At 41.7% G+C, this 25,009-nt stretch carries 28 protein-coding genes, 1 tRNA gene and 1 other annotated feature; of the genes, 15 read left to right on the top strand and 14 right to left on the bottom strand.

The features are described 5' to 3' along the window. Positions 1-106: 106 nt before the first annotated feature. The 3 genes from IGI84_RS13750 (at position 107) to upp (ending at position 3,341) form a co-directional block, all read left to right on the top strand. Positions 107-1,135 carry an L-threonylcarbamoyladenylate synthase gene (locus tag IGI84_RS13750; protein WP_220426497.1) on the top strand — a complete coding sequence of 343 codons (1,029 nt, stop codon included), beginning with the start codon at positions 107-109 and terminating at the stop codon, positions 1,133-1,135. A gap of 81 nt (positions 1,136-1,216) precedes the next feature. Beyond that, positions 1,217-2,461 (top strand): serine hydroxymethyltransferase, encoded by a 1,245-nt coding sequence (glyA, locus tag IGI84_RS13745; protein WP_142437369.1) that lies wholly within the window; start codon positions 1,217-1,219, stop codon positions 2,459-2,461. 250 nt (positions 2,462-2,711) lie between these two features. After that, the gene (gene upp / locus IGI84_RS13740) at positions 2,712-3,341 is read left to right on the top strand and encodes a uracil phosphoribosyltransferase (protein WP_005227894.1); all 630 of its coding nucleotides are present in this window, start codon (positions 2,712-2,714) and stop codon (positions 3,339-3,341) included. 179 nt (positions 3,342-3,520) lie between these two features. Here upp and IGI84_RS13735 read toward each other — a convergent pair whose 3' ends face one another. Beyond that, the gene (locus IGI84_RS13735; RefSeq protein ID WP_005227896.1) at positions 3,521-3,757 is read right to left on the bottom strand and encodes a hypothetical protein; all 237 of its coding nucleotides are present in this window, start codon (positions 3,755-3,757) and stop codon (positions 3,521-3,523) included. Positions 3,758-3,883: 126 nt separating this feature from the next. Here IGI84_RS13735 and IGI84_RS13730 point away from each other — a divergent pair. Then, positions 3,884-3,956 (top strand) — tRNA-Thr (locus IGI84_RS13730). Between the two features lie 102 nt (positions 3,957-4,058). On the opposite strand, the gene IGI84_RS13725 is transcribed toward IGI84_RS13730, so the two are convergent. Genes IGI84_RS13725 through IGI84_RS13695 form a run of 7 tightly spaced genes read right to left on the bottom strand, consistent with a single transcriptional unit; the run spans position 4,059 to position 10,186 of the window. Further along, entirely contained in the window at positions 4,059-4,574 is a 516-nt protein-coding gene (locus IGI84_RS13725) for a YjbQ family protein (protein ID WP_008379364.1), read from the bottom strand. 4 nt (positions 4,575-4,578) lie between these two features. Continuing rightward, a complete protein-coding gene (locus IGI84_RS13720) occupies positions 4,579-5,271 on the bottom strand; it encodes a triose-phosphate isomerase (protein WP_200126461.1) in 693 nt (230 codons plus the stop codon). Continuing rightward, a complete protein-coding gene (locus IGI84_RS13715; protein WP_200126459.1) occupies positions 5,271-6,119 on the bottom strand; it encodes a class II fructose-bisphosphate aldolase in 849 nt (282 codons plus the stop codon). Before IGI84_RS13715 ends, IGI84_RS13720 begins: the two co-directional genes overlap by 1 nt. Before the next feature lie 12 nt (positions 6,120-6,131). After that, positions 6,132-6,416, bottom strand: coding sequence for a PTS sugar transporter subunit IIB (locus IGI84_RS13710; protein WP_010749080.1), 285 nt, complete (start codon positions 6,414-6,416; stop codon positions 6,132-6,134). A gap of 12 nt (positions 6,417-6,428) precedes the next feature. Continuing rightward, positions 6,429-7,769 (bottom strand): PTS galactitol transporter subunit IIC, encoded by a 1,341-nt coding sequence (locus IGI84_RS13705; RefSeq protein ID WP_016612941.1) that lies wholly within the window; start codon positions 7,767-7,769, stop codon positions 6,429-6,431. Between the two features lie 15 nt (positions 7,770-7,784). Then, positions 7,785-8,240 (bottom strand): PTS sugar transporter subunit IIA, encoded by a 456-nt coding sequence (locus IGI84_RS13700; protein ID WP_005233600.1) that lies wholly within the window; start codon positions 8,238-8,240, stop codon positions 7,785-7,787. Positions 8,241-8,242: 2 nt separating this feature from the next. After that, positions 8,243-10,186 (bottom strand): BglG family transcription antiterminator, encoded by a 1,944-nt coding sequence (locus IGI84_RS13695; protein WP_086291631.1) that lies wholly within the window; start codon positions 10,184-10,186, stop codon positions 8,243-8,245. Positions 10,187-10,744: 558 nt separating this feature from the next. On the opposite strand from IGI84_RS13695, the gene IGI84_RS13690 reads away from it, so the two are divergent. From IGI84_RS13690 to IGI84_RS13665, 6 genes are all read left to right on the top strand, one after another. Continuing rightward, entirely contained in the window at positions 10,745-11,929 is a 1,185-nt protein-coding gene (locus IGI84_RS13690; RefSeq protein WP_034872154.1) for an FtsW/RodA/SpoVE family cell cycle protein, read from the top strand. A 9-nt stretch (positions 11,930-11,938) separates the two neighbouring features. Beyond that, the gene (locus IGI84_RS13685; protein ID WP_005233612.1) at positions 11,939-12,316 is read left to right on the top strand and encodes an arsenate reductase family protein; all 378 of its coding nucleotides are present in this window, start codon (positions 11,939-11,941) and stop codon (positions 12,314-12,316) included. Continuing rightward, the gene (locus IGI84_RS13680; protein WP_010749086.1) at positions 12,298-12,636 is read left to right on the top strand and encodes a glycine cleavage system protein H; all 339 of its coding nucleotides are present in this window, start codon (positions 12,298-12,300) and stop codon (positions 12,634-12,636) included. Before IGI84_RS13685 ends, IGI84_RS13680 begins: the two co-directional genes overlap by 19 nt. 77 nt (positions 12,637-12,713) lie before the next feature. Next, positions 12,714-12,963 (top strand) — a binding site (T-box leader). A 71-nt stretch (positions 12,964-13,034) separates the two neighbouring features. Beyond that, complete coding sequence (locus tag IGI84_RS13675) at positions 13,035-14,069, top strand: methionine ABC transporter ATP-binding protein (protein ID WP_077452289.1); 1,035 nt, start codon at positions 13,035-13,037, stop codon at positions 14,067-14,069. Beyond that, positions 14,062-14,748, top strand: a complete 687-nt coding sequence (locus tag IGI84_RS13670; protein WP_140966487.1) for a methionine ABC transporter permease — start codon at positions 14,062-14,064, stop codon at positions 14,746-14,748. The genes IGI84_RS13675 and IGI84_RS13670 overlap by 8 nt, the downstream gene beginning before the upstream one ends. A 44-nt stretch (positions 14,749-14,792) precedes the next feature. Next, positions 14,793-15,647, top strand: coding sequence for a MetQ/NlpA family ABC transporter substrate-binding protein (locus tag IGI84_RS13665; protein WP_077452288.1), 855 nt, complete (start codon positions 14,793-14,795; stop codon positions 15,645-15,647). Positions 15,648-15,685: 38 nt separating this feature from the next. Here the strand turns inward: IGI84_RS13665 and IGI84_RS13660 are convergent, their stop codons facing one another. The 3 genes from IGI84_RS13660 to IGI84_RS13650 all read right to left on the bottom strand — a co-directional run bounded on the left by IGI84_RS13660 (position 15,686) and on the right by IGI84_RS13650 (position 18,231). Beyond that, positions 15,686-16,738, bottom strand: coding sequence for a helix-turn-helix domain-containing protein (locus IGI84_RS13660; RefSeq protein ID WP_430600456.1), 1,053 nt, complete (start codon positions 16,736-16,738; stop codon positions 15,686-15,688). Between the two features lie 243 nt (positions 16,739-16,981). Continuing rightward, the gene (locus IGI84_RS13655; protein ID WP_005233624.1) at positions 16,982-17,299 is read right to left on the bottom strand and encodes a DUF960 domain-containing protein; all 318 of its coding nucleotides are present in this window, start codon (positions 17,297-17,299) and stop codon (positions 16,982-16,984) included. Between the two features lie 317 nt (positions 17,300-17,616). Further along, positions 17,617-18,231 (bottom strand): 50S ribosomal protein L25/general stress protein Ctc, encoded by a 615-nt coding sequence (locus IGI84_RS13650; protein ID WP_005227923.1) that lies wholly within the window; start codon positions 18,229-18,231, stop codon positions 17,617-17,619. Positions 18,232-18,531: 300 nt separating this feature from the next. Here IGI84_RS13650 and IGI84_RS13645 point away from each other — a divergent pair, with 300 nt between their 5' ends. The 3 genes from IGI84_RS13645 (at position 18,532) to udk (ending at position 20,653) form a co-directional block, all read left to right on the top strand. Continuing rightward, the gene (locus tag IGI84_RS13645; RefSeq protein WP_220426495.1) at positions 18,532-19,248 is read left to right on the top strand and encodes a 16S rRNA pseudouridine(516) synthase; all 717 of its coding nucleotides are present in this window, start codon (positions 18,532-18,534) and stop codon (positions 19,246-19,248) included. A gap of 14 nt (positions 19,249-19,262) precedes the next feature. Next, positions 19,263-19,946 carry a YjjG family noncanonical pyrimidine nucleotidase gene (locus IGI84_RS13640; RefSeq protein ID WP_220426494.1) on the top strand — a complete coding sequence of 228 codons (684 nt, stop codon included), beginning with the start codon at positions 19,263-19,265 and terminating at the stop codon, positions 19,944-19,946. Positions 19,947-20,029: 83 nt separating this feature from the next. Beyond that, entirely contained in the window at positions 20,030-20,653 is a 624-nt protein-coding gene (gene udk, locus IGI84_RS13635) for a uridine kinase (protein ID WP_005227927.1), read from the top strand. 347 nt (positions 20,654-21,000) lie between these two features. On the opposite strand, the gene IGI84_RS13630 is transcribed toward udk, so the two are convergent. The 3 genes from IGI84_RS13630 to IGI84_RS13620 are packed head-to-tail and all read right to left on the bottom strand — an operon-like array spanning position 21,001 to position 23,482. Further along, a complete protein-coding gene (locus IGI84_RS13630) occupies positions 21,001-21,474 on the bottom strand; it encodes a GNAT family N-acetyltransferase (RefSeq protein ID WP_220426493.1) in 474 nt (157 codons plus the stop codon). 13 nt (positions 21,475-21,487) lie between these two features. Next, the gene (locus IGI84_RS13625) at positions 21,488-22,804 is read right to left on the bottom strand and encodes a sensor histidine kinase (RefSeq protein ID WP_140965377.1); all 1,317 of its coding nucleotides are present in this window, start codon (positions 22,802-22,804) and stop codon (positions 21,488-21,490) included. Between the two features lie 3 nt (positions 22,805-22,807). Beyond that, positions 22,808-23,482, bottom strand: coding sequence for a response regulator transcription factor (locus IGI84_RS13620; RefSeq protein ID WP_077452283.1), 675 nt, complete (start codon positions 23,480-23,482; stop codon positions 22,808-22,810). A 131-nt stretch (positions 23,483-23,613) separates the two neighbouring features. Here IGI84_RS13620 and IGI84_RS13615 point away from each other — a divergent pair, with 131 nt between their 5' ends. Together IGI84_RS13615 and IGI84_RS13610 are read left to right on the top strand one after the other, a co-directional pair. Next, positions 23,614-24,336, top strand: coding sequence for a polyphosphate polymerase domain-containing protein (locus tag IGI84_RS13615; RefSeq protein ID WP_430600454.1), 723 nt, complete (start codon positions 23,614-23,616; stop codon positions 24,334-24,336). After that, positions 24,326-25,003, top strand: coding sequence for a DUF4956 domain-containing protein (locus IGI84_RS13610; protein ID WP_077452281.1), 678 nt, complete (start codon positions 24,326-24,328; stop codon positions 25,001-25,003). Before IGI84_RS13615 ends, IGI84_RS13610 begins: the two co-directional genes overlap by 11 nt. Positions 25,004-25,009 lie beyond the last annotated feature (6 nt).

Here is a 25,009-nt window from a genome sequence, read left to right as displayed (position 1 = left end):
ACAGGGTTATCCACACTTGACAAACGACTTATCCACAAAATGTGGAAAAGAAACCAGAAAATGTTGATAAGTGTGGAAACTTCTCAAAAAAGGATGTGGATAAATTGTGGAAACAAAAATTTTTGATCAATCACAGTTAAACGAAGCAGCAGCTATTTTAGCTGAAGGGGGATTAGTGGCGTTCCCGACGGAAACCGTCTATGGACTAGGGGCTAGCGCGCTTTTGCCCAATGCTGTTGCGCAAGTATATCAAGTCAAAGGACGACCTAGTGACAACCCTTTGATCGTTCATATTGCCGAGCCAGAGCAGTTGGAACCGTTTGTGGATAACAAGCATCCCTTCGCTGATAAATTGATGGAAACTTTCTGGCCGGGGCCCTTAACCTTGATCTTTTCGATCAAAAAAGACAGTTTACCTAGCATCGTTACTGGCGGCTTATCCACAGCGGCTTTTCGGATGCCCAACAACACCAAGACGTTAGCGTTGATCAAACAAGCCCAACAGCCATTGGTTGGTCCTAGCGCGAATACATCTGGTAAACCAAGCCCAACATCAGCTGCGCATGTTCAGCATGATCTGGCAGGCAAAATTGCTGGCATCTTGGATGATGGGGTGACGCAGATCGGTGTCGAATCAACAGTCTTAGATTTGAGTGACCCAACGGCGCCGCCGGTCATCTTACGCCCTGGTGCGATCTCTAAAGAACAGCTTGAAGCAGTCTTACAAACGAAAGTCCTCGTCGATCAGCACTTAGTAACAGAAAGTGAAGCACCCAAAGCGCCAGGCATGAAATACAAGCACTATGCACCGAATACTAACGTCATGATGGTCAATGACCAAGATTGGTCGGCAGCCATGGATTGGGCAAAAGAACAGCAGCTTAAGGTAGGTGTTTTAGCTGGACCGACGATCGCCGAGCAAGTCCGCTTTGAAGCGGCAGCCATTTATTTATTTTTTGATGACAGTGTGGAAGCCGCGACAAAAGGGCTGTTTGCGGGGTTACGGGCGTTAGATGAATCGATTGCTGAGCTAGATATCTTATTTGCACCCACGTTTCCAGAAAGCGGCTTAGGGGCTGCTTATATGAATCGGTTGAAAAAAGCTGCAAATCAAAGTTTCTTTCAAGAAAATTAGCAAAAAACCAGAATTCATTATAGGTAGCTTATGAAGAAATGTGATACAATGCTACCATTAAGGTAAAGGGGTGTTGTAAGCATGGATTATCAAACGTTTGATCCCGAATTGTGGCAAGCGATCGAAAAAGAAACGAATCGTCAACAAAACAATTTGGAATTGATTGCGTCTGAAAATATCGTTTCAGAAGGTGTAATGGCTGCGCAAGGTAGTATTTTGACAAATAAATACGCTGAGGGTTATCCAGGTCGTCGTTACTATGGCGGTTGTGAATTTGTTGATGTGGTAGAAAACTTAGCAATTGAACGGGCGAAAAGTATTTTCGGTGCGGCATATGCCAATGTTCAACCGCATTCTGGTTCTCAAGCCAACACAGCAGCTTATTTAGCGTTGATCGAAACAGGCGATACAGTATTAGGGATGGATCTTTCCGCAGGCGGTCATTTGACCCATGGCTCACCAGTGAATTTCAGTGGCAAGACCTATAATTTTGTTAGTTATGGTGTTGATCCTGCAACAGAAGTCATTGACTACAATGTCGTTCGTATTTTGGCGCGCAAGCATCAACCGAAACTGATCGTTGCCGGTGCCAGTGCTTACTCACGTACGATCGATTTTGCGAAGTTCCGTGAAATCGCTGATGAAGTTGGCGCAAAATTGATGGTGGATATGGCGCATATCGCTGGTTTAGTAGCGGCTGGTCTTCATCCAAACCCAGTTCCTTATGCGGACATCACGACTTCTACGACCCATAAAACATTACGCGGCCCTCGAGGCGGCTTGATTTTAACAAATGATGAAGACTTAGCGAAAAAAATCAATAGTGCCGTTTTCCCTGGCATCCAAGGCGGACCATTAGAGCACGTGATCGCAGCGAAAGCTGTCGCTTTTAAAGAAGCACAAGATGAGTCGTTCAAAGAGTACTCTGAACAAGTCATCCGCAATGCGCAAGCAATGGCGAAAGTCTTCAACCAAGCACCACAAGCCCGCTTGGTCTCTGGTGCAACAGACAATCACCTATTATTGATCGATGTGCGTGGCTTTGATTTGAACGGAAAAGAAGCAGAAGCCTTGCTGGATCAAGTCAATATTACCGTCAATAAAAACTCGATTCCTTTCGAATCATTAAGTCCTTTCAAAACGAGTGGGATTCGCGTGGGGACACCAGCGATCACTAGTCGTGGCTTTAAAGAAGAAGATTGTGTCGAAGTAGCGAAATTGATCGTCAAAGTTTTAGAAAAACCAAATGATGAAGCCGTCTTGGCAGAAGTAGCGGCGCAAGTCAAAGAATTGACGGACAACTATCCACTTTACAAAAACAAATAAAAGGGGACTGTGACAGAAGTTAAGGTCAGACAAGACGTCTCACGCGTTTTTCCTGCGCTCCAGCTCTTTTTGATCACCAAAAGTGAAAAAGGGGCTAGAATGAACGTAGAGGCGTGTTACATGCCGTCTTGTCTCCTTCCTTCTAACACAATCCTTTTTTTGAGGAAAAGCAGCATTGCCTGGGGCAGATGGTTGTAACAAGAGCCGATTTGCTTTAAAATAAGAGAAAAACCAAAGGAGATTTTTTTAAATGGGTAAATTTCAAGTAATCGATCACCCGCTGATCCAACACAAATTAACAATGATCCGCGACAAGAACTGTGGAACAAAGGTTTTCCGTGAAGTTGTTAATGAAATCGCAATGTTGATGGCGTATGAAGTGTCTCGCGACATGCCGCTTGAAGATCTAGTGATTGAAACACCAATTGAAGAATCAACACAAAAAACACTATCTGGTAAAAAGGTAGCGATCATTCCGATCCTGCGCGCAGGTCTAGGCATGGTTGATGGTATCCTTGAATTGATCCCAGCCGCAAAAGTTGGTCATATCGGGATGTACCGTGATGAAGAAACGCTAGAACCACACGAATACTTCGTAAAATTACCTGAAGATATCGATGAACGTCAATTATTTATCGTTGACCCAATGTTAGCTACGGGTGGTTCAGCGATCATGGCGATCGATGCACTGAAAAAACGTGGTGCTTCAAACATGAAATTCGTCTGCTTAGTTGCTGCACCAGAAGGCGTGAAAGCATTGCAAGATGCCCATCCAGATGTTGACATCTACACTGCAAATCTTGATGAACGCCTAAATGAACACGGCTATATCGTTCCTGGTTTGGGCGATGCCGGTGACCGTCTATTCGGTACAAAATAAATCAATACAAATACGACAACGGCAACTGCTTCAAGTTTTGCCTCGTCAATGACGCCATGGAAGAAGATCGACAGCCAAAACGGTTCGATCGGTTATCCATGGCTTTTTTTGCGTTTTTCAAAAAAACAGACAATGAAAAAAGGAGAAAATCAACTGATTTTCTCCTTGCATTAAACGGGTTATAGTTTGGTTAATTGTTTGTAATTGATGATCAATACACCATTACTTTGCGAAACTAATTTCTGGTTTTCTGGGGTTTCGTTCAGCTCGACCACCGCAGAGTTTTTCAACTGCTTTGTGATGGTACCAGTTTGTTTCTTCCCATGGAACGTGAACATGACAGGAGTAGCGACCTCAAACGTTGAACCTTCTTGTGACGGGACAATTGTTGTTTCGAATTTACCAAATGTTGCCATGTAAAAACCTCCTTGATACTTCTATTATATCACAATTTTCGGAAAATTTCAGTAAGTAGATTTTTTTCAGCAGACCTCTTTACAAAACAACCGTTTTTGCATATAATTTTCTTTGTGCCATACAACGCCAGCTTAGCTCAGTTGGTAGAGCAACGCACTCGTAACGCGTAGGTCACAGGTTCGAATCCTGCAGCTGGCATAAGAAATGAAAAACCATGAATCTTCTTTTAGAGGATTCATGGTTTTTCTTTTGCAGGCGATAAGTAATCTAAATTTTTCCTGATTTACCCGATAACTGTTCTTATTCGCCCATTAGCATTACATGGCATGTCCTATTTCGCACACGATTTTGATCGAAATCAACAAAATAGATATAGCCTACAGAGCCGATCTCTAGCTTGCCATTACTTAAAATAAAGCTTTCGCTTGCACCGAAAAAACTCGAGCGAATATGTGCATCGCCGTTTAAAATCGTTGCTGGATCTGTTGGGTAGTTTGGATCGTCCAGACTCATCAAAAATTCTAAATGCTTTGGTCCAGGATAACGATAATCGGTATTTTCTGATAGTTCACGAGGAATAATTTTATCGAGAATTCGGTTTAAATCAACTTGAAGAAATTCATCTCCGTTAAAGTCTGTATCATGCATGTATTCTTCAAAGATAACAGAACAAGTCGTATGGGGAGACTGTACGAGACAGATTCCATTTGAAATTCCGCTTTTTTCAACCATTGCTTTCACTTCTTCTGTGATGTTGTGGTAAGACACTCGATTCCCGTTAGAAGTTAACGTCAGTTGCTCTTTTAAAAATTTCACAGTGTTAATCCTCCTTTTTGTGCTTCACCGCTTGTTTGATCATTTCTGTAAGGGTTTGAACTGGATCATCTGCTTGCACAATACCGCTTGTCCCTCCGGTACCATCAGCACCTGACGACAAAGCTTTTTCAACATCGGCAGCACTAGATATACCAGCAGCCTGCAAAATCAGGATTTCTGGATCAATTTCCCGAACAACACGATTTGTTTCCGTCATGTATTGAAGATCACTGGTTTGTCCTGTCCCAATTAGTTCGGTTGGCTCGCAAACCATCACATCGGGTTTTAGGGAAGCCGCGGCTCTCGCTTCAGTCAATGAATTCGCACAGACAATTGTTAAGAGACCCAATTCATTTGAGCGCTGAATCGCTTTAGTCAGTTCTTGCAATGTCATGGGGTGTTCAGCATGGTTTAAAAAGGTAGCTTCAGCTCCGGCTTCTGCCACTGCTTCGGGTAAAACATAGCCCATTCCACGACCAATTTTGATTCCGTCTAAATGTTGGACAGTGACGAATAAATGTGTTGTTGCCTGTTTAATTAAAGAAACGTCTGCATGCTGAACAGTAAATAGAATGTCGATGTCATACAAAGATGACAACTCATCAGCAGCTTTTGCCAATGCCAATGCTTGTTTTCCATAAAGATAGGCTTTAGGATTGATGACAAAGAATGGCGTTCTTAAAGTTCTTTTTTTCATTAGCTTTCTCCTTCACGGTAAGGTTTGGTATGAAAGACTGTAAAATAGTGCTCGAGTGTCTTGGACATTCCATTGCTTGCTGAATGAAGTAAATCGAAATAGTCATTTGGTTGATTTTTGTGAATTTCATTCATAGCAGCAGTGACAAAGTCAGTAAAAATATTTATTTTCCGGATACCTTCTAAGGCACATTTTTCAAGGTTTTCATCGCCAGAAGAGGATCCGCCATGCAGAACAAGAGGAACATTGACGGCATGGTGTATTTCCTTTAAAACGTCAAAATTTATTTTGGGTATCCCTTGATAATGTCCGTGAGAGGTGCCAATAGAAACTGCCAACGAATCAACCCCGGTTAATTTGGCAAATGCAACAGCCTCAGAAGGTTCTGTGTAAATAGATTGACTATTTACGGCTGATTCCAGACTGTTTTCCGACCCAACGTGCCCGATTTCGGCTTCAACAACGACACCATTTTTATGAGCGTAATCGGCGATCTCCTTTGACCGACGGACATTTTCTTCGAATGACTCCTCAGAAGCGTCGATCATTACGGAAGTAAAACCTAAATGAATGGCTCTTTTGATGACCTCTTCATCGGTACCGTGATCTAAGTGCAAAGCGATAGGTGTAGTGCTTTTTTTTGCTAAAAATTTTCCAATCATGGCAGCCTCTTCTAAAGTCAACATGTTCATATGGGACTGAGCGAAGGCCAATATCAAAGGCTTGTTTAAACGTTCAGCAGTCTCCGCGTATGTTCTTGCACTAGTTAAGTCGAAAAAATTTGCTGCGGGTAATGCATAATTGTGTTTTTCTGCATGTGCGAATAGTTCTTTTGTTGTGACCAACATAGGGCATTCTCCTTATTCTTTGATTTTCTTTTCGATTTCCGCGTACATTTCTTCTGTACCAATCCCTGTTAAGAGTGGCAGCCCCATAATTACGCGATCTTTGATTGAGTCTGGAACAACCGTTGTACTCACCACGATGTCATAGTTATCAATTTTATTCATCTCATCTGCCACTTTGGATTGATACAGTTTCACTTGATCAGTCATCCCTTTTTCTTTCAGCCATTCTTTTACCTTATTTGTTACAATTGTTGAAGTTGCAACACCTGTACCGCACATAATCAATAGTTTTTTCATTATCATTTCCTCCTATAATTTCGATGTTTGTTTCTTGGGACGAATTTTATTTACATAAATCAATCCAAACAAAACAGAGACGCCAATTATGGCTAAACCGCCCCAGCTTAATATTTTGGTTAAGCCGACATAAAGGAATGTGGTCCATAAACCACCTTCAGCCATAGCAGTGATCATAGAGTTTCCTTGTAGATCAAAGTTTGCGGATCGAGCAGCAGTAGTGACAAGCGGTGCTGCCCACGAAGTAATATAGAGAATGCTTACCATATAAATCGTTCCAGCAATTACTGTTCGAATGATGTTTCCTCCAAAAACAGCAGCCATCAAGCAAATCAGAAAGGGAATGGTTGCTAAATCACCAAAAGGCAAGGTCGTATTGCCAGGTAGAACTACGGCTAACAAAATAGTGATCGGAACTAGCAGCAATGAGGAAGAAAGGACAGCTGGATGACCAACCGATAATGCTGCATCCATACCGATGTAAAGCTCTCTTCCAGGAAACCGTTTTTTGACGAATTCATTTGCAGATTCAGAAATAGGCGTTAGACCTTCCATCAGTAAAGCAACCATTTTAGGCATCAAAACCATCACAGCGCCTGTTTGGACGGCTAATTGGCCGACACCTGCTGTGTCATATCCGGCAAGTATTCCCATGATGAGACCAATCAAAAAGCCCATAACAGTAGAGTCACCAAAGACACCAAATTTTTTCTGAATGGTTTCTGGATCTGCTTTCCAATCTTTTAGTCCCGGAATACGATCAAAGAGCCAATTCATCGGAAGTGCAAAGATGAATCCTGGTGCGGCGGTACCATGAGGAAAAGTGATATTAGGAAATCCGTAGAACTTATTAATGATCGGACCTAAAATATCTCCCATTAAAAGAATCATCATCAAATAGATGACGGTGGCCGCGATCCCCATTGCAAAGTCTCCAGTGAGGGCATAAATCAGAGAAGAGATGAAGGCTGCGTGCCAAATATTCCAAATATCTACATTCAATACTTTAGTCAGCCCTAAAATGATGAGTAAAACATTTAGGACCACACCAATCGGAATCGCAAGGCTTCCTAAAATCGTCCCGTAAGAAATTGCCGCTGCGGCAGGCCATCCGACATCAATCGTTGTCAAATTTAATCCTAGACGTTCAACCATATGCTGGGCGGCAGGACCCAAGCTGCTGCTTAGAAGGTCAATCACCAAATTCAATCCAACAAACCCGACACCAACAGTTAAGGCTGAAGTAAAGGCTTTGCCAGGCTTGGTTCCCAAAATTATTCCAAAAATAAAAATTAAAATAGGCAAAACAACGATTGAACCTAGATCAACGAACCACTGTAATGCATTTAACATAATTGTTCCTCCTTTTTATTGCAGTCCATTTTTTTCAATAATCGAAAGATACGCTTCTTTAGTCGTTACTGAGGATAGGGCTTCCAAAACCCCTGGTGTTTGAAACATAGAGATAAGATTTTGTAGCATACCCAATTGCTCATGTGGTTCCTTCAATGCAAGCATGAACAACAGAGATACATCGATTTTCTTTTCTTGCGAACCCATTTCAATAAATGAAAGGGGAGAGGCAAGTGACATAAAAGCGACTTGGGATCGTAAAACAAATTTGCTGTCCGTATGTGGGATCGCTACCCCAATGCCGTTAATTTTTAAACCTGTAGGAAAGGTTTCTTCTCGCTGTACGATATTTTGATAGAACTGATCATTTACACAATGAGTTTTGATGAGTTCGTCTGCTAATAGTCGAAAAGCTTCCTCTTTTGTTTTAGAATCTTTTTCAAGTAACACGATTTGGTGATCAAAAAACATGATCAATTTCCTCCTCTTAACAATCTTTGATACAGTTCTTCTTGCGTTTGACTATTAACGATCCATTGAATTTCTTCGGCTGAGTTAAACAATCCGTAAATCGAAGCGATCAACTCTTTTGCCTCGATCATGTTTTCTTCAGCAATCGCAAGCAAAACAATTAGTTGGATTTTTGTGTCTCCCCAAGTAATTGGCGCATCGAGGGTGAGAAAAGCAAGTTTTGTTTCTTTCACTGTATGTGGATCAGCATGTGGAATGGCTACTCCCGTCTTTAAGCCAGTGCTTCCTAGTTCCTCTCGTTCAAATAGAGAATGCTTAAATTTTGTTGTAACAAGCTTTTTTTTCAGATAATCATCTGCTAAAAAATCCAGTACATCTTTTTTTGTTCGAAACTTTTTTTTGACAAAAAGGAAAGTAGGATCTAAATATTTTTGTAATAAAGTCGTTTTCTGGTATTTTTTTGAGTAAAAATTTTTCTCATTCTCATTAAGATTAGATATCTTTGCTGAGATTCTTCCTATTTCTTCGGTAGTAGGAAGCGGCGAAATATAAATAACTGGCGGTGCTGTAATGTCCAATGGAATAGTTGATATGATCAGATCAACAGTTTCAAGAGATGTACTGACCAGTTTACTCAAAGGAATGATCTCCAATACGGTATCAGCAGCGATCGTTTGTTTGATACGGTTAAAAATCAACTCCGATGTAGCAAAACCAGATTGGCAAACAATTAGTATATGGTTAGTAATTTTTATCTTTTCAAAGGCTAGCTGAAAATGGATCGTCAGAAAAGAAACTTCGTCTTCTGTTAATAAGATTTGAAATCGCTCCTCTAAATCTCCAATTGCATATTTGGTCAATGTATACATTGTTGAGTATTGTTTTTTGATACTTTTTATCAGTGGGTTTTTCAATAAAATTCCTGTCTTTGATCGATGGATCATGGGAACGATATGAGCCAATAATGTTTGCAGCAATAATTTATCTTGTGTCAGATCTGCGTTTAACATATGTGACATTTTTTGAATAATTTGTTTCGTACAATTTGTGATAGTAGATTCGTGAGGCTCATCCATTTGACCAAAAGGCTCGATGCCGTGTGCTAATAACAAGGAACATACATATTGAATATCTGTATCACTAAATTGAACAGGTAGTTGCTGTTGGATCATTTCAGAAAAATCAACCGCGATCATATAGAATTTCATTCGTCTAAGTTCGTCAAATACTAGCTGCTCTTGTTTTTCAATGTGTTTATCTATAAGAAGTCTTGAAAGAAAAATTCGCAATGAAAGCTTCAAAGATTCAATAGAATAATTATTGACTGGATGGCCGATTGTTTGAGTCATGTCTGAGACAAATTTCTTCGTTAAATCGAGAACCTTAGAGTCAAAGAGATTGTTGACCAAAAGATTTTCACTGGCTTTGGCGTCGGTATACTTCTCTAAAAAAGATTTGAATACGTTTTGAGCAGCAGATTCAACTGAGGTTAGCTTGAGTCCGCTAGTAGTCATTTTTGTTGATACTTGATGGAATCGACAGAAAGCAACGATTTCATCAACATCTTTCTTTATTGACTGGTTGCTAATATAAAAATATTCAGAGAATTCCTGATAATGCATTGGTTTTACTGAAAACAGATAGTTAGCGAAAATAAAGATTTTACGATAATTAGGTGAAAATAGTTCGAGTTTAGTCTCTTTTTTTGCTAACAATCGATAACCATTCTGTTTTGCTGATTCAGAACCAGATAAAAAGATTCCTTTTCTTGGTACTTTTTTGAGAGCTAGTCCCGAATCTTTTAGTTTCTTTTCTAAAGTCGTTAAATTGTTATAAACCGTTTTTTGGGATACATTTAACTGCTTTTGAAAAAAAGAGGCAGGGCGAAACTCCGTTTGTTCTAATAGTAGTTGCAACAGCAGTTGTTCTCGATTATTTAAAATCATTGGTTCACCTCCGGAAGCGCTTCCTTAATTGTATTCTAGTGAAATTATGTGGTGGCGTAAATAACATTTCATTACCACATTAATGTGGTAAATAGGCTCGTCGTGCATCAATTTATATTTTGGACAAAGTAGTTAAGAGTAGTCATATGTTGCTATCTATTTGAAACGAAAACTAGGTGGCGATCTATCATGGAGTTAAAGTTGCTTTATTCTGTTACATTGAGGAAAGATTTATCAAAAATAAAGAAGAATACTTAGAATAAGATATTTTTATTAAGTAAGGAGAATAGACGAATTCAGCGAGTTTTCATTGAAAAGTATGTCGCTGAACTTCCTATCTAGTACATATACGATCGTTTTACTCTGATTGATCAGATATGAATCAGAATATAGCCCTTCTTTCACTGTAATTCTAAACAATTTCGGATTGTTTTTAACCCTCTTTTCCCGAAAATCATTAAAGTTTCTAAATTTTTTGTGAATGCTCGTGGACAATCCTTTCTTTTCTCCTCAAATATCACTATAATGGATAAAGATTCTACAGAAGAGAGTGTGGACATGGAAAATTCACGAATAAAAACGAACGATAATCGAATTGACTACGGTGTGATTCTACCCGTATTTTTATTATGTCTGATTGGTGTGGCGTCCTTGTATGTGGCGTTGACCCACGATCCAAATAACCCGAATATGTTGCGAACTTTAGGGTTTCAAGCTTTATGGTATGTGCTAGGTATTATTGCGGTGATTATTATCATGCAGATCAAATCAAAATGGCTTTGGAAATTGACGCCCTATATTTATGGAGCCGGATTAGCCGTCATGTTGGCGCTTTTGAAATTTTACGACCGGACAATGGCTGCCTCGACAGGGTCAAAAAACTGGTTCCGTTTTGGGGCCTTTACTCTCCAGCCGTCAGAGTTGATGAAGATCGCCTATATTATGATGTTGGCCTTAGTCGTCACACAGCACAATGTCAAGCATCGGGAACGAGATCTGAAAACAGATGGGTTGCTGATTGCGAAAATGTTGGCCGTCACGATTCCAGTACTGATCCTGATCACCTTGCAAAACGACTTTGGTACGATGTTGGTCTTTCTGGCGATTTTCGGTGGGGTCTTCTTGATGTCGGGGATCTCTTGGCGAATCGTTGTGCCAGTGATTGCGGCATTCGTGATTCTCGGCGGCGGAACGATTTTCTTAGTGACTACCGATGTTGGTCGTGAGTTGCTGTACAATACAGGGATCTTTAAAGAGTACCAGTTCGCCCGTATCGATTCGTGGCTAGATCCTTTTCATGATACCCAAGGGCAATCCTTCCAATTGGCGTACGCTCTGATGGCGATCGCCTCTGGCGGGATGTTCGGGAAAGGATTTAATGTCAGCGATGTGTATGTACCAGTCCGAGAATCCGATATGATTTTTTCGGTGATCGGTGAGAATTTTGGGTTTATTGGCAGCGCGTTTGTCATTTTATTGTATTTTATTTTGATCTATCGGATGATCCGCGTATGTTTCGATACCAACAATGAATTTTATGCTTACTTGGCAACTGGGATCATTATGATGATTCTCTTCCATGTGTTTGAAAACATTGGCGCAAACATCGGTCTCTTACCGTTGACGGGAATTCCACTGCCGTTTATTAGCCAAGGAGGATCTGCCCTATTAAGCAATATGATTGGGATCGGTTTGATTTTATCGATGCGCTATCAAGCTGAGACCGCACCAAAAACACTTTAAGGAGTTCACATGATTACATTTTATTGGTACCCAAAATGCAGTACATGCCGAAATGCGAAGCGTTGGTTAGAAGAGCACGAGATTCCCTTTGAAGCGATCGATATGGTGACCACACCGCCTCAACCGGAACAATTGCTGGCTTGGATCCAATCAAGCGAAGCACCGTTAACCCGTTTCTTTAACACAAGCGGCATGAAATACCGTGAATTGCAATTAAAAGAAAAAGTGCCGACCATGACTGCCCAAGACGCAGCCGACGTGCTGGCAACCGATGGTATGTTGATCAAGCGCCCACTGCTAGTTAGCGGCGACCGCTTTTTGATTAATGGATTTAAAGAAAATGAATATGAAGGAGTCTTACTAGAATCATGGAAAAGAAATGCTTAAGAAAAAAAGATAATTTGTGGGTTTTGTTTAACGGGAAAGAATATTGTGTCGGTTTAACAAAAGAAGCGCAAGAAGAACTTGGTGCGGTCACGTTTGCTTCGATTCAAAAAGCAGGAACTGCTTTAAAACAAGGAGAGACCCTTGTTGAGCTAGAAGCGGAAAAAGCAGTCAGTGAATTTCCAAGTCCATTGACGGGCGTGATTTCTTCCGTAAATGAAAAAATCGATCAATCCATTGATACCTTAAATGATGAAGACGAAATGAATGCTTGGCTGGTCAGCTTCAAAGAGGTTGACCCAAGTCAATTTGAAGCTTTGTAAGTCAAATCTGTAAAAACGACTATTTTTTCAAAAAGAATTGACAGTCGGATAAGACGTTGCTATAATTTGCTCAATAAATGAATGCTTTGAAAAGAAGAGTACATGTTCTTAACGTACACAGAGAGCCCTGTTTGGTGCAAATGGGCAACGGAGAGAGGATGGAAGATGGTCTTTGAGCATGAGAGGTGAGTGGAAACAAGCCTATCACGGGAGGCACCCGTTACAGTGCAGCAGTATGCGAAGCAATTCAAGTACTGAGCGAGGCTGTTGATGTGAATCGACAGTAAATCAAGGTGGTAACGCGGAAGTTGTGCTTTCGTCCTTTGTAACAGTATAATGTACAGAGGATGAAAGCTTTTTTTGTGTTTAACCAACCAAAGAGGAAAGATGGGAATAACATGGCATTAATCGAATTGTCGCATGTAAAAAAGTCATTCGGCAAAAAGCAAACGGCTGTCCACGCCGTCAATGATGTTTCACTGCAAGTGGAAAAAGGCGATATCTATGGAATCGTCGGCTACTCTGGTGCTGGGAAAAGTACATTAGTTCGTTTGTTGAACGGCTTAGAATTGCCGACAGCAGGAGATGTAGTCATTAACGGTCAAAATATTTTGGCATTGAAAAACAAAGAATTGAGAAACTTCCGCAAAAAAATCGGCATGATTTTTCAGCACTTTAATCTATTATGGTCTCGAACGGTGGCGGAGAACATCGAATTGCCATTGGAGTTGGCAGGCGTTGAAAAAGCAAAACGCCGGCAACGAGCGCAAGAGCTGATCAAGTTAGTTGGGTTGGAAGGACGGGAAACTGCCTATCCGGCACAATTGTCTGGCGGACAAAAGCAAAGAGTCGGGATTGCTCGTGCACTAGCGAATGAACCAGAAATTTTGCTGTGTGATGAAGCAACGAGTGCGTTAGATCCACAAACAACAGAAGAAGTGTTGGATCTCTTGCTTTCCATCAATAAAAAATTACATTTGACGATCGTGCTGATTACCCATGAAATGAACGTCATTCGCAAAATCTGCAACAAGGTCGCGGTGATGGAGCACGGGCAGATCGTGGAAGAAGGATCAGTACAATCGGTTTTCCGTAACCCGCAGCAGGAAGTGACCAAACGTTTTGTTCAGCAAGATTTGGAACCAGAAGAAGATGTCGAAGAACTACGACAAGCCTTCTTACGAGAAAATCCGCAAGGGCATTTAGTGACCTTGACATTCACACAAGACAACGCCAATGAACCAGTCATTTCACAAGCGATTCGCCGCTTTCAGATCGATGTCAATGTCGTTTATGGAAAGATCCAACAAACCAATGAAGGATCCTTTGGCGGCTTGACGGTCTTATTGACAGGTGAAGCAAATGAGATCGAAAAAGCGATCACCTTTTTCAAAGAGCAGCAAGTAGGCGTGGAGGTGATTGAACGTGGATAAGTCATTTGTAGAAACCTATTTTAATTTTGAAAAAGTCGATTGGGCCAACATGCAGCAAGCAACCCTAGATACCTTGTTTATGACTTTCTTCTCCATGGTTTTAGTGGTTGTGATCGGTTTGCTTCTAGGATTGGCGCTTTATTCACTAGGGCGTAAACAAACGGCGGGAGCCAACATTTTCTATAATGTGGTTTCCATCATCAGCAACGCCTTTCGCTCAACACCATTCATGATTTTAATGGTCTTGATCATTCCCTTTACAACGTTATTAGTCGGTTCGTTCCTAGGGGCAAAAGCAGCGATCCCAGCATTAGTTTTATCGGCTGCGCCGTTTTATGCTCGGATGGTGGAAATTGCTTTTCGTGAAGTCAATCCTGGTGTGATTGAAGCTGCAGAAGCGATGGGCGCTAGTTACTGGGAGATCATTTATAAGATCGTGATCCCAGAAAGTGTTCCGGCATTGATTTCAGGACTGACAGTCACAACGATCTCAATGATTGGTTATACCGCCATGGCAGGCGCGATTGGTGCCGGTGGGCTAGGCGCTTTGGCTTGGCAAGAAGGATTTCAACGTGGAAATTACACTGTTACCCTTGTCGCAACAGTGATTATTTTAATTATCGTTTTCATTATCCAAGGGGTCGGCGATTTCCTTGCGAAGACCACCGACAAACGGTAAATGAAACGAAGAACAAAAAGTGGAAAATATGGGAGGAAATGGATATGAAAAAGATTTTTGGTATTGCAACAACGTTATTATTAACTGCCGCTTTAGCTGCTTGCGGAACGGGCTCAAATTCAGGAAGCTCTGACTCATCTGCGGCTGAGGGAGAATCAACAAAATTAGTGATCGGTGCATCAGTTACCCCTCATGCGGAAATTTTAGAACAAGCCAAACCTTTACTAGCAGAAGAAGGCATTGACCTTGAAATCAAAACCTTCGATGATTATGTGTTGCCAAACAAAGCATTGGAAAATGGTGATATCGATGCCAATTACTTCCAACACATTCCTTATCTAAACAAACAAATCGCAGACAATGGCTATGACTTTGTCAATGCCGGTGCGATCCATATCGAGCCAATGGGTCTTTACTCAAAACGAATCTCTGATATTTCGGAACTAGAAGATGGTGCAACGGTTCTTACCTCCACTTCTGAATCTGACTGGGGTCGTATCCTAACGATTTTACAAGATGCTGACTTGATCACCTTAAAAGACGGCGTTGATACAGAAACGGCAACCTTTGATGATATTGCTGAAAATCCGAAAAACTTAGAATTTAAACATGACGTCGATCCATCTCTTTTGGCGACTGCTTATCAAAACGACGAAGCAGACCTAATTGCCATCAATGCGAACTTCGCCTTCGGAATCGATTTGAATCCAGCGGATGATTCTGTTTTGTTAGAAGCGGATAATTCTCCTTATGTCAACGTGATCGCTGTCCGCAGTGGTGATGAAGATAGCGACAAAATCAAGAAATTGATCGAAGTGTTGCATTCAGACGAAATCAAAGACTTTGTTGAAAAACAATGGCAAGGTTCAGTGAAAATCGTTGATGCTGACGCACAATAATTTACTGATAGTAAAATGATTTTAAAAAGAGCGTACCGCTATTCAAGCGGGCGCTCTTTTTGTTGGGGAAAGGCAATGATCGGTTGGAAAAAAGAGAGCTCTTGCCAAATGCATTCATAAAGCAAGGGAAGCTCAGGGTGCTTCTTTAAAAGTTTTTCGTAATGGGGAAGCTGTGTCAATAAAGCCTGGACCAAACGTCGGGAACGTTCAGATAAGCGAGGGTTTAGTGGCGGATAGACAAATAAATTGCCTTCCAACAATGCCCCCAGCAGATGGGTTTGAAAAATTTTCGGCAAAAGAACCTCTAACGGCTGTTGGAGCGGATGCTCCAACAAAATCGGCGTGATGATTCGTCGCAAAAGGAAGGCTTCTTCTGTTGGCACATAGAAAGGTTCCAGTGTTAGCAGCTGTTTCCATAAAAATAAGTAGCTGCGTTCACCAACTAAATAAAAACGTGGCACAAAACATGTTGGATAAATTTGCTGAGTAAACGGGGCGGGGGTGCTAGGATAAAAAGCCTTTGCTCGTAACTGATGGATCTTCTTCAGTTCTTGAAACGCTTGTTTGGGGGAAAGCGTTGGGTTTGCTAAGAGGGTAAGGCGAAAAAGCAAATAGCGCAGTTGTCGTTCATTGCCAGTAATCAAAGGATAGCTGCGGCGATCGATAGCTAGTTGATAAGGTGCTAAAAAGCTGGAAAAGGCTGAAAAGCGCCGATGCAAACTGGATGGGCTAAGATAATAGCGTTTGTAGAGATCTGCAAAGGAAATAGTCGGCATTTTTAACAAGAGCAAGAGAAGCTGATAATTCACGCTTTTGTTGAACAGTGCAGCAATCATTTCTGTATGGGACAGGGAGTGGCCGGTTGATGGCTGCTGCAAACGATGGATTGCGCGAATATGTCCTTGTTCTACATCATAGTGGAAGGAAAGATCCTCGTTTAAATAGCTTGATAACAGTCGACGGATCGTTTTGACAGAGAGATTTTGGGCGGCAGCAGCTTTACTCAAGGGGAGGGGATTTTCGGTTAAGAGTGTTGTGGACAGTCGCAGCATTTGCATAATATCTTTTTCAAGAATATTTTTCAACATCATGCACCTCTTTCAGCTGAATTTTACAACTGTCCTTATTATAAGGGAAATTCACTCGTTATTTTAATGCACAAAAAATAGTCAATAAAACGTAATAAAAAACGAGGTTTTTTGTCGAGCATTTATTTGAAATTGCTGCTAGATAAAATTAAATGAGAGGAGGGATGCAAAAAAAAACCACCTTCTAAAACAAAAAGGGTGGTTTTTTATATAGGTATCGTTATAAAAAATCAATATGAATGGACGTTAACGGGTCTCACTAGGCAATAAAATCGTTTGCCGTTGCCCATCGTCATATACATAGACTTTTTGGGGATACAGGTCGGAATACCGGTACGGTAGATCAACACCAAGTTCGATTTGACTTTGGGCTTGAGAAAAAAGCAGGGTGACACGACCATGATTGTTTTGGACTTCAAAGGTGAGCAGATTTGTCAACGGAATAAACCCTTTTAAATCAAGATCAATGATTAACCATATACTATCGATCAGTTCGCTAGGTAGTGTTTGAACAATACCGCCAGAAGCGTAACGACTGCGGTGATCATCAAATGTTTCAAACATAATAAACCCCTCCTTCAAGTAGGCTTGCCATTAACATCAAATTTGTCTATTTATCATAATGAAGAACCGTCAAAAATGCAACTACTTCTGCTTTTCTTTTTGGTCAGCGACGCATTTTAAATATTCTCTTAAAAATTTGTTGGGATGGTTGGACAAAGTTTTGCAATGACGCCTTTCAGCGGAAAATAGCCAGTTGCAGCGCACTAGCCCTTCGTAAGAATGAAAAAGACTCTTAAAGGGAAAGCCCTTCAAGAGTCTTACATTTCTTAGAACTGTCTGTTGATTGAAGACGCGATTATAAGAATGTCGGTCTATGATTATTCTTCGTCTTCACCGATAACTGCTGGCTCAGCAGCTTCGCCGGCTTCTTCATCTTCAGAGATTTCTTGTGGTTCAGTAACCGCAACGATTTGTTCTTCTGGATCGGTCACGATCGTGTACTCGTCGTTCTTAGGCAGATCAGCCACTGTTAATGAATCACCGATCTCTAATGACGTTACATCGATCTCAACACGTTCCGGCAATTTGTCTGGTGTTGCTGATACAACGACTGTATACAAGTTTTGTGCTAGAACACCACCAGCTTTGACACCAGCAGATTCGCCAATCAAGGTTACTTCTGCTTCTACTTCGGTTTCTTCATTCATATCGACAGATAGGAATTCAACGTGGGTTAAATTGCGTGTGAAGGTATCTGATTGATACTCTTTGATCAGTGTATTAACTTTTTTACCTTCTAAACTAATCGTAATAACGGTATTCAATCCATTTTCACGCAAGATCTTTTCTAATTCTGCTGCATTGACAGCAATCGGTGTGCTTTCTACTTTGTACCCATTGACAATTGCAGGTACTTTTCCTTCGTGACGCAACTTGTTCCGTAAAGAACGTGGGCGAACTTCTCTTTTCGTAACTTCTAATGATACTGACATAACTCAATTCCTCCTAAAATTTTCTCGTTAATAACGAGATTTTTTAAGCAAATTTTGTTAACTCTGCACATTAAGTGGTACGTGAGTGAAAACACGCAAAAGGGCAGTTGTGTACACAACTGCCCCAGAAAGTTTTGGTTCAACTTTTCTCCACCAGGTCATAACGCTGTGTATGAGAAACTATATTTACTTTACTCTTTAACCTTACGCAAAAAGACAAAGAAAGTCAAATCATATGAAATCCCAGCAGTTTCCTTTCGCTAGATCCTGAGCTATAATAGCCACTATGGAGAAGAACTTATGCGTTTAGATAAAGTGATCGAGCAACAATTGAATACTTCTCGGAAAGAGATGAAACGGTTGTTCCAGCAAGGAAAGGTCCTTGTGGATCAAAGGATTGAGCGAAGACCTGAGCGCAATGTCGATAGCGCCATCCATCAAATCATCGTTGCGGGTCGGCAGTTGGAGACGCAGGAACGCTATTATATCGTCAACAAGCCCAATGGTGTTGTTACAGCGAATGTTGATCAACAGCACCAGACAGTGATCGATTTGATTGCACCAAAGGACCAGCACCCAGATCTTTATGCCGTCGGTCGATTGGATCGGGACACGGAAGGGTTGGTATTAGTTACGACGAATGGTCAGTTAGGCTATGACTTGCTGCATCCCACGAAAAAGGTGACCAAGCGATATGAAGTGGTGGTCAATGACTTGGTGACCCCTGAAGATGTGGCGGCATTTGCCACAGGGATCACCTTTCATGGTGGTGTCACTTGCAAACCAGCTGCCCTAACGATCATCGATGTCCGAGCGGATCGTTCCTTTGTTTCGTTAGAAATTGCTGAAGGCAAGTTCCATCAAGTGAAGAAGATGTTTCTAGCTCGGGGAAAAAAAGTGATTCAGCTGAAACGAACAGCGATGGGTTCGCTGGTTCTACCAGATGATTTAGCAGTGGGCAGTTATCGCTCGTTGACGCAAGAAGAATTAAAAGGATTGGCGGCGCATTTCCGCTGAGAAAGAGGGAGAAAATGAAGTATAAAACATTATTATTTGATGTCGATGACACGATCCTCGACTTTCAAGATACCGAAGATCAAGCCTTAAAAGCACTATTTGAAGCTCATGGCTTGGAAATGACCCCAGAGCGCAAACAAAGCTATCAAACCATCAATCATGATTTGTGGCAGCAGTTTGAGCAAGGAAAAATCACGAGAGACCAAGTCATCAATGAGCGTTTCGGCTTGTTTTTTGAAACGCAAGGCATTCAGGTCGATAGTTCAGCAGTTGAATTGGCGTACCGAGAATTTCTAAATGAAGGACATAAACTGTTAGACAATAGTGATGAGGTCTTAGCGGAGTTAGCGCAACATTTTGACCTATACGTGGTGACCAACGGGGTTTCTGAAACCCAATACCGCCGCTTGGAAGATGCCAAATTAAAGCCCTATTTCCGTGATATTTTTGTTTCAGAAGATACAGGGTATCAAAAACCAATGAAAGAATATTTTGACTACGTGTTTGCTCGCATACCAAACGTAAAAAAACAAGAAACAGTCATCATTGGCGATTCACTGACTTCAGATATCTTAGGCGGACAATTGGCAGGGATTGATACGATTTGGTTCAATCCAAAGAAAAAAAACAGTGGTGAGATTCAGCCTACTTACGAGATCGAACGTTTGCAGCAATTACTTCCTTTATTACAGCACTGATTCTACAGAAACAGTAGTAATTTGCCGAATTTTCGCTATAATAGAACCAGTGTGAATTTTTTAAGATGAAAGAGGTTAATTGAATGACGAATGGCAAGCCCATTATTATTGGTGTGACAGGTGGATCAGGTAGTGGAAAAACAAGCGTGAGTCGGGCGATCTTTAATCATTTCCCCAACCATTCTATTATGATGCTTGAACAAGACTCCTACTATAAAGACCAAAGTGATCTGAGCTTTGAAGAACGGTTGAACACCAACTATGACCATCCTTTTGCATTTGATACTGATTTGTTGATCGATCACTTGCAGCAGCTGCTTGCATATCAAACGATCGAAAAACCTGTCTATGATTATGTCGCTCATACTCGCAGCGAAGCAACGATCATTCAAGAACCCAAAGAAGTCATTATCTTGGAAGGGATCTTGATTCTAGAAGATGAGCGATTACGTAATTTAATGGATATTAAACTTTATGTTGATACAGACGATGATATTCGGATTATTCGCCGAATCAAACGTGATATGGAAGAACGTGGCCGGACGTTGGATTCTGTGATCGAACAATACTTGACGGTGGTAAAACCAATGTATCATCAATTCATCGAACCGACAAAACGGTATGCTGATGTCATCGTACCAGAAGGCGGCGAAAACCACGTAGCCATCGATTTGATTACGACCAAAGTAGCGACCTTCTTATCCTAAGTTTTTTTAACCGTCGATGGGAATGTTTCTATGAAAAGTAACCATTGATTCATGAAAAAACTGCTGATAGGCACTCTTTCTTGAGAAATGCGTATCAGCAGTTTTTGATTTTATAAAAAAACAGTAGTATTCCGACTATTTTTATGGTAAAGTAATCCTCATGCGACGAGTCGAGAAGGTCTAGCATTAGCTGACCAGATTGATAGCAGAGGCACACCGCGTAAGCAACCTACCGGATTTGTAGGGTGTCGGAATATTCCTTTTGTGGAGATAGGGTATTCTACTAGCAATAGTACTGTGAGTGAAGAAAGCTGTGAACATTTTTGTTCACAGCTTTTTTTGTTTATTTAAGTGAGGGAACAGCGATAAATGGTGGAAGATTCTCCCCAAGGATGGTAACCAGTGCCAATCGGTTCAAAAGCAAACTGCTCATAAAAAGTAGAAAGATCCGTACATAGATACAGAGAATCAAAACCAGCTCCAGCAGCACGTTGCTTGGCTTTTTCGATCAAAAGGCGGGCACCGCCTTGGCCACGCCACAAAGGGTCCACATACAAGGCGCAAAGCCAAGGGGTCAAATCCATCCGACTGATGAAGTCGTTGGGGATCAAGCCGCCGCAGCCGATGATTTGATAACGTCCGTCTGCTGCGATTTCTTCGTTGACCAGTAGCAGCCATTGCGGCAAACTGCTTGTTGAAAAACTATGGGTCAGGCTGTCTTCATAAACCATGAGGGAGTCGGGGCTAGCCCACTGATTTTGGAAGTAACGAATGGCTTCTGCCAAGTATTCAGGGTGTTCTTTAAGGGTGATGACCTGCATTTGTTTTTCTCCTTTATCCTTCTTTAGGTAAGCGAATCTGAAAAATAACCCCTCGTGGCTGCAAATCTTTGACCTGGATTTGTCCTTTGTGCTCTTCGACGATTTGCTTGGCGATCGCTAAGCCTAAACCATAGCCGCCGGTCTCCTTGGAGCGGGAACGATCCTCGCGGTAGAAGCGGTCAAAGATGCGAGCTTTCTCTTCATCGGAAATAGTTGGGCCAGTATTTTTGACCTCGAGCAGCCATTGCTTGTTAGAAATCTCCGATAAGAGCGTAATTTTATCACCGCTGCTGGTATATTTTAAGGCATTATCTAGGAGAATCACGAGGACTTGATGAATTTTCTTTTGGTCAAAGCAAGCGGTCGTTTTGGCAAAATTTTCGACAATAAAATGTTTTTGATCCAATTCGGCAATTTCTTTGAAAGGTTTGACTAAGTCATCGATAAACGGAGCTAATTCGACGGTTTCTTTCGTTAACAGCAGTTGATTGGAATCACTGCGGGCGATCGTCAGCAGGTCCGCCGTTAAACCAGTCAGCCGCCGGGTTTCCGCTAACGCTTGGGCAATGCTTTCAGATTCTTCAATGATCGTATGATTGGGCTTGGTAAACAGGCGCTCCAGACTGTTTTGAATGATCGTCAATGGTGTGCGCAGCTCGTGAGAAGCATTTTCGACAAATTCTTGTTGTTTCTTCCACGAGGCTAAAATCGGGCGCATGTTCAAGCTGGAAAGCAAGTAGCTGATCCCGATCGAGAGAATCCAGAAAAAAATCATCGATAAAATCAAGATGGTTTGGAAATTGTTCATGGCATTTTTGATTTGATTGGTGTTCGCTAAGACTTGGATATAGCCGACCCCGGCGTCATTGGTTGGGGCTTTAGTGGTGATTGAGCGAAACAAAAGGGTTTCTTCTTCCTCTGACAAGGACTGATCCACCACTGAAAAAGACGTGATACTGTCTAAGTGGCTCGTATCTAAAGATAGACTTGCCAATTGTGAAAAACGTCCGCCTAAGGTCTGTTTGTTTAAAATCTCGCCGTCCTCAGACCAGAGGATCAACTGGGTATTGAAGCGATTGGTCCCAGGGATCTTTGGCATGGCACTATCCGGCGGCAATACCTCTAGATTGGATTGCGAAGCGCTGATCTCTGCTTGGATCAAGCGGGTATCTTTGACTGCTTGTTCCAAAGAAATGTCGGTTTGTCGATAAGCCGATTGGTTGAATAATTGGAGGACGATGGTTCCTAAAAGTAAGAAAACCAAGGCAAAGGCACTGACATTTAGGAGAAAAGAGTGCAGTCGTTGTCTCTTAGTGCGTTCTTTGTTCATAGACTAGGCTCCTTGCATGATATAGCCGACATTTCGCAACGTGCGGATCTCTTTGTCGATTCCTGTCTGGCGCAAGTGTTTTCGCAGATTGCTCATGTAGACTTCGACGACAGTTAGGGTCGTTTCTGAATCAAATCCCCAGATGCGATCAAAAATCTGTTCCTTGGTCAAAATAATGTTTCTATTTTGTAGAAAATAAAGCAGTAGCTCAAATTCTTTCCCTTGAATCGGTAAAAGCTCTCCTTGGTAGCTGACCTCGTTGGTGCCAAGGTTACAGAGCAATCCATTATATTCCAGTGTATTTTCATTGAACAAACCTAAGGAGCGTTTTAGTAACGCTTTGATCCGCATCAATAACTCTTCCCGATAAAAAGGCTTAGTCAAATAATCATCAGCCCCTTTTTGAAAGCCGGTTACTTTGTCTTCTAAGCCGTCTTTAGCGGTCAAAATCAGGACGGGTGTTTGGAGTCCTTTTTTTCGCAATGCTGAAAGCACCTCATAGCCGTTCATCTCAGGCATCATCAAGTCAAGAATAATCAAGTCATAGATCCCCGTTTCTGCCTCGTACAAGCCTTCGCTGCCATCATATGCTTGCGTGACTTCACCGATTTCGCTGATGATTTCTTTCATATTTTCAGATAATGTTTTGTCATCTTCGATTACTAATAATTTAATCATGTTCCCACCTCTTTAAGGATAAGAATAGCACGAATAGCATAAAAAATGCTTAAAAAAACTGTTTTGTCTTAAGCTGCATTTAAGATAGCTGCCGTAAATTCAGTGCATGGATTTCAAGGGAGGAACATTTTATGAAATTAAAAAAAGTCTTTCAAAGAAAAGAGACGAAATATCTATTAACTAAGGAGCAATTTCCAGCATTTCTTGGCGAGTTGCAGCAAAAAATGGCGATCGATGAATATGGGCAACACACGATTATGTCCTTGTATTACGATACCCAGGATTACCGCTTTATTCGTCATTCGATGGACAAACCGAAATACAAAGAAAAATTTCGGGTCCGTAGCTATGGGGTACCGACAGAACAACAGTTGATTTTTTTAGAGATCAAAAAGAAAGTCAGTGGCGTGGTCTACAAACGCCGCGTTCCGATGCCCTATGCTGACTATTGCCGTTGGATGCAAACGGGGGTCTTGCCGTCAATGGAGGAAGCCCCGCAAATCGCCGCGGAGATCCACTGGTTATTTAAGAAAAACCCGGACCTACTGCCGAAAGTCTTGATTGCCTATGATCGCCTGTCGCTGTTTGTTGATGATGATAGTGAATTTCGCGTGACGTTCGATCAAAACATTCGCTTTCGCACCTGTGATCTCATGTTAGGTTCTGGCAGTGACGGTGCGCTAGTCGCACCGAAAGTCGGAGTGTTGATGGAAGTCAAAGCCCTCGGCTCTTATCCAATATGGTTTGTGGAACTACTGAACAAATACAGTGTGCGCAAAGGCAGCTTTTCAAAGTATGCCCAAACCTATCAACGGCATTTATTCAAGAAGGAGGAACGGTTACATGTTATCTAGTCTATTTTCTGGCGATACGAGCACCCTTGAATGGAGTAGCTTATTGATCTGTATCGCCGCCTCATTGCTTTTAGGGTTATTAGTGGCAGCGATCCATATGATCCGCAATGTCTATACGAAAAACTTCGTCATTACCTTGGCAGTCTTACCGATTCTCGTTCAATCGGTGATCATGCTAGTCAACGGCAATCTTGGCACAGGGGTGGCGATCTTAGGCGCTTTCAGTTTGATTCGTTTCCGCTCGGTTCCCGGGGGTTCTAGAGAGATCACCAGCGTCTTTTGGTCGATGGGGATCGGTCTGGCAACTGGGATGGGGTATGTCGGCTATGTGGTCATTTTTTCCATTATCGTGGCGCTTTTCTTGACCCTTTTATATACGGTACCCTTTGGCGATCGACAAGCTACGAGTGAACGGGAACTGAAGGTCACGATTCCGGAAGATTTGGATTATCCGCAATTATTCGATGATCTCTTTGAAAAATATACGCATTCTGCCAAACTGACATCGGTTCGAACGACGACGATGGGAAGCTTGTATGAATTGCGCTATCAGTTGCTGTTAAAAGACCAAGCGCAAGAAAAGCAAATCATTGATGAAGTTCGGGTTCGTAATGGCAATTTACCTGTTGTTTTAGGCAAGCTCACCGCTAACCGCGATGAGCTGTAGAAGGAG

Source organism: Enterococcus sp. DIV0008 (genome assembly GCF_050542615.1).
GTDB classification, from domain to species: domain Bacteria; phylum Bacillota; class Bacilli; order Lactobacillales; family Enterococcaceae; genus Enterococcus_D; species Enterococcus_D innesii.
The sequence above is the reverse complement of the archived record's forward strand: the minus strand, read 5'-3'. Positions and strand labels throughout refer to the sequence as shown.